Annotated in this window: 10 protein-coding genes; 9 read left to right on the forward strand and 1 reads right to left on the reverse strand. The window is 65.8% G+C overall.

Features of this window, described 5'->3' with window-relative positions:
- The 4 genes from VLE48_08215 to VLE48_08230 form a co-directional block, all read left to right on the forward strand.
- On the forward strand, positions 1–1273 hold a 1273-nt coding region (locus VLE48_08215), incomplete at its 5' end, for an amidohydrolase family protein (GenBank protein HSA92980.1).
- Between the two features lie 120 nt (positions 1274–1393).
- Positions 1394–2143, forward strand: coding sequence for an ABC transporter ATP-binding protein (locus VLE48_08220; GenBank protein ID HSA92981.1), 750 nt, complete (start codon positions 1394–1396; stop codon positions 2141–2143).
- A 6-nt stretch (positions 2144–2149) separates the two neighbouring features.
- Entirely contained in the window at positions 2150–2944 is a 795-nt protein-coding gene (locus VLE48_08225; GenBank protein ID HSA92982.1) for an ABC transporter permease, read from the forward strand.
- Between the two features lie 88 nt (positions 2945–3032).
- Complete coding sequence (locus tag VLE48_08230; GenBank protein ID HSA92983.1) at positions 3033–3746, forward strand: hypothetical protein; 714 nt, start codon at positions 3033–3035, stop codon at positions 3744–3746.
- A gap of 82 nt (positions 3747–3828) precedes the next feature.
- On the opposite strand, the gene VLE48_08235 is transcribed toward VLE48_08230, so the two are convergent.
- A complete protein-coding gene (locus tag VLE48_08235; GenBank protein HSA92984.1) occupies positions 3829–4959 on the reverse strand; it encodes an aldo/keto reductase in 1131 nt (376 codons plus the stop codon).
- Between the two features lie 298 nt (positions 4960–5257).
- Between VLE48_08235 and VLE48_08240 the strand changes: the two genes are divergently transcribed.
- The 5 genes from VLE48_08240 to fabD form a co-directional block, all read left to right on the forward strand.
- Positions 5258–5740 (forward strand): prepilin-type N-terminal cleavage/methylation domain-containing protein, encoded by a 483-nt coding sequence (locus VLE48_08240; protein HSA92985.1) that lies wholly within the window; start codon positions 5258–5260, stop codon positions 5738–5740.
- Between the two features lie 118 nt (positions 5741–5858).
- Positions 5859–6407, forward strand: a complete 549-nt coding sequence (locus VLE48_08245; protein HSA92986.1) for a DUF177 domain-containing protein — start codon at positions 5859–5861, stop codon at positions 6405–6407.
- A 50-nt stretch (positions 6408–6457) separates the two neighbouring features.
- Positions 6458–6640 carry a 50S ribosomal protein L32 gene (gene rpmF, locus VLE48_08250; protein ID HSA92987.1) on the forward strand — a complete coding sequence of 61 codons (183 nt, stop codon included), beginning with the start codon at positions 6458–6460 and terminating at the stop codon, positions 6638–6640.
- Positions 6641–6667: 27 nt separating this feature from the next.
- Positions 6668–7693, forward strand: coding sequence for a phosphate acyltransferase PlsX (gene plsX, locus VLE48_08255; protein ID HSA92988.1), 1026 nt, complete (start codon positions 6668–6670; stop codon positions 7691–7693).
- The coding region (gene fabD, locus VLE48_08260; protein HSA92989.1) for an ACP S-malonyltransferase at positions 7690–8499 on the forward strand (810 nt) is incomplete at its 3' end. The genes plsX and fabD, both read left to right, overlap by 4 nt.

Consider the following 8499-nt stretch of genomic DNA (forward strand, 5'->3'; position numbering starts at 1 on the left):
CATTGTGTGGACCACCCTGGGCGATTACCTACGCTACCTGGAGAAGAAAGGCGTGGCGCAGAACGTAGCTTCCTACGTGGGAGCCACCACCATTCGCGAATACGTCATCGGCCTGGAGGACAAGAAGCCCACGCCTCAGCAGCTCGATCAGATGCGCGAGCTGGTGCGGCGCGAGATGGAAGACGGCGCGCTGGGCATCGGGTCGTCGCTCATCTACGCGCCCGCGTTCTACGCTTCGACGGAAGAGCTGATCGAGTTGTGCAAAGTTGCCGCGCAATATAAGGGCAAGTACATCTCGCACATGCGCAGCGAAGGCAACCGGCTGATCGAGGCGGTGGAGGAGCTGATCCGCATCAGCCGGGAAGCCGGGCTGCCCGCCGAGATCTATCACCTGAAGGCGGGCGGCGAGAAGAACTGGCCGAAGATGGATCAGGTCATCGCCATGGTGAACCGTGCCCGCGCCGACGGCTTGAAGATCACCGCCGACATGTACACCTACACCGCGGGCGCCACCGGCCTGAACGCCGCCATGCCGCCGTGGGCTCAGTCCGGCGGCAACGAGGCCTGGTTCAAGCGCCTGCAGGATCCCGAGTTGCGCAAGAAGATTGCGGAAGAGATCCGCACACCCAGCGACCAGTGGGAGAACCTTTATCTCGCGGCGGGTTCGCCGGAGCGCATCCTGCTGGTGGGCTTCAAGAACGACAAGCTGAAGCCGCTCACCGGCAAGTCGCTCGCGGAAGTGGCGAAGATGCACGGCAAGGACCCGGTCGAAGTCATGATGGACCTGGTGGTCGAGGACCAGTCGCGTGTGGACACGGTGTACTTCCTCATGTCCGAAGACAACGTGCGCAAGCAGATACGTTTGCCGTGGGTTTCGTTCGGTTCGGATGAAGGCTCCACCGCGCCCGAAGGCGTGTTTCTGAAGTCCAATCCGCATCCTCGCGCCTACGGGAACTTTGTGCGGCTGCTGGGCAAGTACGTGCGCGAGGAAAAGCTCATTCCGCTGGAAGAAGCCGTACACCGGCTGAGCGGCCTGCCCGCCACCAACCTGGGACTCGACCGGCGCGGGTTCCTGAAGCCGGGCATGTTCGCCGATGTCGTGGTGTTCGACCCGCAGACGGTCGCCGATCGCGCCACCTACGAGAAGCCGCAACAGTACGCGGTCGGTGTTCGGCAGGTGTTCGTGAACGGTGTGCAGGTCATCCAAGACGGCGAGCACACCGGCGCGCTCCCTGGGCGCGCGTTGTGGGGACCGGGCAAGACCACAAAGTAGCCCGAGCACTTCGTCACACCGCGAGATGCTGCCGGACCGCAGCCGTGCTAGACTTTGTGTCCTCCTCCGGCATCTAACCAGATGTCGCTCCCCTGATGAGGAGCCGTTCGCGTGCCAGCCATGTCCGCCATCGAGGTCAAAAACCTCTCGAAATCGTATCCCGCAGCGGAACGTCCGATGCCGGGCTCGTGGTTGGGAGGGCGGCGTTCGGCGGAGCGTATGCAGGCGCTGCGGCAGATCTCACTCACGGTGGAGCCGGGCGAGATCGTGGGCCTGGTCGGTCCCAACGGCAGCGGCAAGTCCACGCTGCTGCGCGTGCTGGCCACACTCGACCTGCCGGATTCCGGCGAAGTTTCGGTCTGCGGGCTGGACGTGGTGGAACACGCCGCGGCGGTGCGGCGCAAGATCGGCGCGGTGCTCCCGCTGGACACCGGTTTTGAGCCGCGGGCGACACTGCGCGAGAACCTGAAATTTTTTGCCGCGCTAAGCGGCCGCTACATCGGCCCGCCGGACATCTATTACGCTCTCGATGGCGTAGGCCTGGCGGAACGTGCCGACGATACCTACGCATCGCTGGGCAGCGGGCAGCGGCGGCGCATGTCGCTGGCGCGCGCATTCCTCGCTGACCCGCGCGTCCTGCTGCTCGATGAGCCCACGCGCAGCGTGGACGCCGAGTTCGCCGGGCGCGTCGCCGATCTCATCCGCCAGACGGCGCACTCCAGTGGCGCCGCGGTGCTGCTGGTCTCGCACAACCCGGAAGAGATTCGCAATCTCTGCGACCGCTCCCTGCTCCTCGACCAGGGCCGCCTGCTGCATGCCACGCCGCCGCGCAAGCCGGCCGTCGCCATACACACCGCGGTGGGAAGGTAGCGCTGCATGCCGCGCGTGCTGGAGGTGGCGCAAGCCTTCTCGCGACGCGAATCACGCGCCCGCTCCTCGCCTCTGTTTGCCCTGGGCCGGTACGCGCTCGAGTCCGCCATGTTTGTCGGCGTCCTGTGGCAGCTTTCCACACTTTGGCAACGGCCGGTGGGCGGCGCCGCCAGCTATTTTGTGTATGCCGCGCCGGCCCTGGTGCTGGTGCTGACCACCGCCGGCGCTGCCGCTGCCACTGCCTTCGCGATCGCGCGCGCACGAGCCACAGGCGACCTGGAAGCCTACGCGCTCACGCCCGCCTCGCCTGCCGACCTGGTGATCGGCCTGGGCGCATATCCCGCGACTGCCATGTTGCTGCGCGCCGTTTTCGCCTTCTGCCTGATGGCGTTGGCCGGTGTCGTGCCCGCCGGATGGGAGACCCTGGCCACCGTGGTCAGCGTGGCTCTGGGCTTTGCCACGGTGCTGCCGCTGGCGCTGCTGTGCGGCGCCGCCGCCGTGGCCGGACGCCGCGTGCTGGCTGCGGCCATGCTGTTGCTGGGTGCGGGCATCGTGCTCAGCGGCGCGCTCTTCCCCCTGGCGACGCTGCCCGAAGGACTAAGCAACCTCTCGCTGCTCTCCCCGTTCCGCTATCTGGCGGATGCCGTGCGCTTGTGTTACAACGGCGCGCCTCCGGCATCGCTGCTGGGAGTTTGGACCAACCTGATGCTTTGGCAGGCGGTCCTGCTGCCGTTGGGATGGTTCGCAGTGGAAGCGTCCTTCACCAGCGCAAGACGGCAGGGGAAGCTGCGGCAGGCGTGAGCTTTTGACGCCGTCGAAAACTGCCTGTTAGACTGACCCTCTTGAGCTCTTTCCATTCTGAGTCACTGAAACATCCCCAAGGACATTCGTGGCCCGGTACACACGACATCAACTGAAGCAAGACAAGTTTGCCGAGGCGGCGGCGGAAACGCTGCACTGGACGGTGGTGCACCGCAAGACCATCGTCATCGCCTCGAGCGTCGCCGGCGTGTTGCTGGCCGCAGCGCTGGGAGGCTGGCTGTATCTGCGCCACCTGGACGGCAAGGCCAGCGAGGAACTGGGCGCGGCGGTGCGCACGCTTTCGGCGCCGCTGGGGGCCGCCGATCCCAACGCGCCCGGCGTGGAGACGTTTCCCACGGCCAAGGAGCGCGCGCAGGCGGCGGAGAAGAAATTCCGTGAGATCGCCGAGAAATACCGCTTCACGCGCACGGCGGAGATTGCCCATTACCTGGCGGGCGTGACCGCGGCGGAGCTCGGGGACACGGCCACCGCCGAGAAAGAACTGGCGACGGTGGCGGGTTCGCGCAGCAAGGACCTGGCGCCACTGGCGCGGCTGGCCACGGCGGCCATGTATCACGGCCAGGGCCGCGACGCCGATGCCATCAAGGTCTACAAGGAACTCATCGATCACCCTACGCCGGCCGTGCCCAAGGCTTTAGTACAGCTCGAGCTGGCGGGCATTTACGAGGAAAGCCAACCGGCGGAAGCTATCCGGCTCTATCAGCAGATCAAGATCGAAGATCCCAACGGGCCGGCGGGGCAGATTGCGTCCTCGCGGTTGGAGCTGGTGACGCAACCGTAGGGCTGGTTCTCGACCCTCCCACAGAATCGAAACGCAAAGCCGAGGTCCCTCGGCGCGGGATGAAAGCCGGAAAGTACGGGCTCTATTCTGCTTCTTCGCGGAAGAGGCTCTGCCACTTTTCGGCGGAAATCGGCGGCTGTAGTGCGACCTGCAGGTTGGCCGTCACGTGCTCCTTCGCGCTCATGCCGATGAGCGCCGCCAGAAGGCCGGGTGCGGAACGGGCAAACTGGAGGGCGGCCTGGGTGTCGTCCGCAGCGCCCAGGCTGCGAACCAAAGACTCCGGCAGGCCGGCGGTGAGTTGTCCCTGGTGCAGGGAGGCGCTACCCACAACCGCCACACCGAGCTGCTGCGCCAGCTCCAACAGGGACATTGCTTTGTCGCCGTCGCGCTGGTTGCGAAATGCCCAGGCCTCGACCATGGCCAAATTGAACGGCATCTGGACGAAGCGGAAGTGGTGCCCCTCCCCCGCGGCTTCGCGCGCGATCTCCACGGTCTCAGCCAGGCTCATGCTGCCGTGCTCTCCCGGCGGCAGACGGAAGGCATTCCAGGTGGCGCAACCGTAGTAGCGGATGCTTCCGGCGCGTACGGCCTCTTCCAGCATGAGGAACGCGTCTCTCAGCCGCTGGCGGAAGGTGGCGGCGTCGACGGCGCCCAATTGTGACTCCGGGTTGTGCAGGTAAAAGACGTCGATGGTGGCCAGGCCCAGGTTGCGGCGGCTGCGCTCCAGTTGGTCGGCAAGATAGCCGGGAGCCATGCAGTGCATGCCGCCGGCGACGTCGGAGATGCGAAACACGCCACGGTCCAGATACTCGCGCGCGAAATAGGCTCGCGGGTCGGCGGGCATCTCACCGTCCAAGGACAGGTAGCCCGCCTTGGTACAAACCAGCACCTCGTCGCGGCGGAGGCGCTGCTCCGCGACGAGTTTCGCCAGAGCCGCGCCCAGATTGCGCTCCGAACGCTGGTGCCGGTAATTGATCGCGGTGTCCAGCAGGTTGATGCCGGAGAGCAGGGCCTGCTCAATCGCTTCCGTGTAGCGCCGGTCGGTTTCGGCGTCGGGCTCGCCCAGGTAGGTGCCTAACCCCAGCGAGGAGACCCGGAGCTCCCCTGCCCCGGGAACGGCTTCCGGGCGGCGGAAGTGGCCCGCATCGGACAAGGACGGGAAGCGGTCGTGGTAGCGGGTAGTTCCTTCCGCGGTAGCGAAGCCTTCGAGCACAGCCCGAGTGTATCAGCCGCCCTGCCTGCGGTTACCTAAGGCTGCCCGGTAACCGCCTGCCGGACATGGCCTGAAGTACGCCTTGGGCCGGGGTTTGCCTGTTGCGATGTCGGCCCAGTATGCTATAGTCAGGTCCTCCCTGAACATCGCTGCCATCTCCGCCCGCCGAGGGGGAAGGGGTGAGTCGATCGAGCCAGCGCTGCGGTCGATGCGAACGCTGTCGATGTTCCCAAGATTGGGTTGTACCCTCCCCAGGTGTCGCCGAAATCCAGTCCTATCGGACTTGAACGGGCAGGCCATGCGAAAACAACGCGGGTTTTCACTGATTGAGCTCCTGATTGTGGTGGCCATCATCCTGATCATCGCGGCCATTGCCATCCCGAATCTGCTGCGCTCGCGCATCTCCGCCAACGAAGCCTCGGCAGTGGCATCGATGCGGGGTATCAACACCGCCCAGACTACCTACGCCATCAACTATCCCTGGATCGGCTACGCCGATTCGCTCACCAAGCTCTCGCTGCCGCCCCCGGGCACGCCGGTGAGCGCCAACGCCGCCGGCCTGCTGGATTGGGTTCTGGGCTGCGCCGCCCAGCCTTGCCGAAAAACCGGCTACGACTTTGCCATCATCAACGTGACCGGGACGCCGGCCTACACCTATGACGTTACCGGGGTGCCGGCGGCACCGGGGCAAACTGGCGTGCGCGGATTCTGTTCCAACCAACTCACGGTCATCATGTTCGATCCCGGCGGAGGCACCGCCTGCACCAGCGCGCTGCAGTGAGTCTGCACCTGCACTGGTTGACACCGCGCAACGCAGACCTTTATTCTTGAAATCTGCCCTGCTTGGAACGGGTCTTTCACTCTAGCGGAAGGCCTTCACCGAGCTGCCTGGATTCCACATGCTTATCCGCATTCCAGATTTGGAAGTCCAGGAACTCGTGTTTCAGGAGGGTTTCCAGCCGGGCGCCATCGACCTGGGACCAGAACTGGCCCAGCAGGGGCTGCTGGAAACTTCCGGTCGCGCCGAACTGGTGGAAGAGCACCACGGCCGGCAGAAGCCCGTCCAGGACATTCGCGTCGTAGGCAAGTATGCGGTGCGGATCGGGACGCGCTGTGCCCGCTGCCTGGAGCCGGTGGAGCACGCCCTGGCGGGCAGCTTCGACCTGCTGTACCGCCCCACGGGCGCAGATTTCCGCGCCCCGGAGGTTTCCATCAGCGAGGCGGAAACCGAGATCGGCTACTACCGGGGCGAGGGCCTGCTGCTGGAAGACGTGGTGCGGGAGCAGATTCTGCTCTCCCTGCCCGCCCGTTCGATGTGCTCGGAGGGATGCAAGGGACTGTGCCCGCGCTGCGGGCGCAACCTGAACCTGGAGCGCTGCGATTGCCCGGAACCTCCTCCGGACTCTCGCTGGGCGGCGCTGGAAGAGATCCGGCGCAAGCTGGACTAGATTGCTGACACCGGGGAGCTACAGCCCCCGACCAACTGAGGGTTTTTGCCATGGCCAATCCGAAACGGCGGCATTCCAAATCGCGCTCCAGCAAGCGGCGCGCGCACGACTTTCTCTCCGCGCACTCGCTCTCCGAGTGTCCCAACTGCCACGAGCGCAAGATGCCTCACCGCGCCTGCCCCAAGTGCGGCTATTACAAGGGCCGCGAAGTGCTGGAGATCAAGGCCGAGTAGCTTCTCGCCCTTGCCTAGCCACCGGCGATGCCGACCGTCATAGCTGTCGATGCGATGGGCTCGGACCGGGCGCCGAAACCGGAAGTTGAAGGCGCCATCCTCGCTGTCCGCCAGTTCGACGTGCGCGTCCTGCTGGTGGGCCAGGAAGAACGCCTGCGAGCCGAACTGGCTCTGCATCCGGCCGCAGTAAGAATGCCCATCGAGGTAGTGCACGCCTCCGAAGTCATCACCATGGAAGAAAAGGCCTCCAAGGCGGTGCGCGCCAAGCGCGATACCTCCATGCGGGTGGGCCTCCGCCTGGTGCGTGATGGCAAGGCAGCCGGCTTTGTCACCGCCGGCAACACCGGAGCCGCCATGGCGCTGGCCAAGGTGGTGCTGGGCGCGCTGCCCGGCGTGGACCGTCCGGCGCTGGCAGGAGCCTTCCCAACCGAAGCGGGCCACGCGGCCTTGCTGCTCGACGTGGGCGCCAACGTCGACTCCAAGCCCCACAACCTGGTCCAATTCGCCATCATGGGTGAAACCTACGCGCGTGTGATCCTTGGCAGGCGCAAGCCGCGGGTCGGCCTGCTCTCCATCGGCGAAGAGGAGGTCAAGGGCAACGAGCTCACCCGCGAAACCCTGCCGCTGCTGAAACGGCTCCCGCTGCACTTCGTGGGCAACGTGGAGGGCCGCGACCTGTTCCGCGGCAGCGTGGACGTCATGGTCTGCGACGGCTTCACCGGCAACGTGGCGCTGAAAATCTCTGAGGGTGTGGGACAGATGGTGCGCTCCATGTTGCGTCAGTCCCTGGAATCCACCGTTGCCTCCAAAGTCGGCTACCTGCTCTCCCGCCGCGCTTTCGAGGACTTCCGCCGGCGGCTGGACCACGCCGAGTACGGCGGCGCGCCCCTGCTGGGCGTGAAGGGCGCCTGCATCATCACCCACGGCTCCTCCAACAATAACGCCATCAAGAACGCCATCCGCGTGGCGGCGGAATTCGTCAGCGGCGGCGTCAATGCACGAATCGAACGCGAAATTGCCGCCATGGCAGGCAAGACCGCGGTGACCCATTGAGCCTGAACCGGCGCATCGCCTTCCTCTTTCCGGGCCAGGGGTCGCAGCAAGTCGGCATGGGCAAGGACCTGGCCGAACGTCATCCCGTGGTCCGGCAGACGTTCGCGGAGGCCGACGACGCTCTGGGTTACGCGCTCTCCACTCTCTGTTGGGAAGGCCCGGAAGAAAAGCTGCGCATGACCGAGACCACACAGCCCGCCATTCTTACGGTTTCGGTTGCGGCTCTGCGCGTGCTGGCGGAGAAAGGTGTGCGCCCCGCTCTGGTCGCGGGACACAGCCTGGGAGAGTACTCGGCGCACGTCGCCGCCGGAACCCTCTCCTTTGCTGACGCCGTGCGAACCGTGCGCAATCGCGGTCGCTACATGCAGGAGGCGGTGCCGGCCGGCAAGGGCGCCATGGCCGCTGTTCTGGGAATGTCGCTCGCGGCGCTGCAACAGGTGTGCGAGGAAGCCGCGCAGGGCGAGGTGGTCTCCCCGGCCAACATCAACTCGCCGGATCAGATCGTCATTTCCGGCGACAAGGCCGCGGTCGAGCGCGCTTCCGAACTCGCCAAACAGCGCGGCGCCAAGCGTGCCGTCATGCTGCCGGTTTCCGCGCCCTTCCATTGCGCGCTCATGCAGCCGGCCCAGGACCGCCTGGCCACGGATCTGCGCGCACTGAACTTCTCGACACCAGCCGTCCCGGTGGTGAATAACGTGGATGCCGCACTTACGACTTCACCGGACGCTGCCCGCGACGCGCTCATCCGCCAGGTCACCGGCGCTGTGCAGTGGGTGGGCTGCGTCGAGGGATTGCGCGGCGCGGGC

The organism is Terriglobales bacterium (assembly GCA_035454605.1).
Taxonomy (GTDB): domain Bacteria; phylum Acidobacteriota; class Terriglobia; order Terriglobales; family Acidobacteriaceae; genus DATMAB01.

What these genes read in the sequence shown, in the direction of transcription:
- VLE48_08245 (HSA92986.1), top strand. Translation starts at nt 5,859, where the DNA reads ATGCTTATCCGCATTCCAGATTTGGAAGTCCAGGAACTCGTGTTTCAG.
- VLE48_08240 (HSA92985.1), top strand. Translation starts at nt 5,258, where the DNA reads ATGCGAAAACAACGCGGGTTTTCACTGATTGAGCTCCTGATTGTGGTG.
- rpmF (HSA92987.1), top strand. Translation starts at nt 6,458, where the DNA reads ATGGCCAATCCGAAACGGCGGCATTCCAAATCGCGCTCCAGCAAGCGG.
- VLE48_08225 (HSA92982.1), top strand. Translation starts at nt 2,150, where the DNA reads ATGCCGCGCGTGCTGGAGGTGGCGCAAGCCTTCTCGCGACGCGAATCA.
- plsX (HSA92988.1), top strand. Translation starts at nt 6,668, where the DNA reads ATGCCGACCGTCATAGCTGTCGATGCGATGGGCTCGGACCGGGCGCCG.
- VLE48_08220 (HSA92981.1), top strand. Translation starts at nt 1,394, where the DNA reads ATGTCCGCCATCGAGGTCAAAAACCTCTCGAAATCGTATCCCGCAGCG.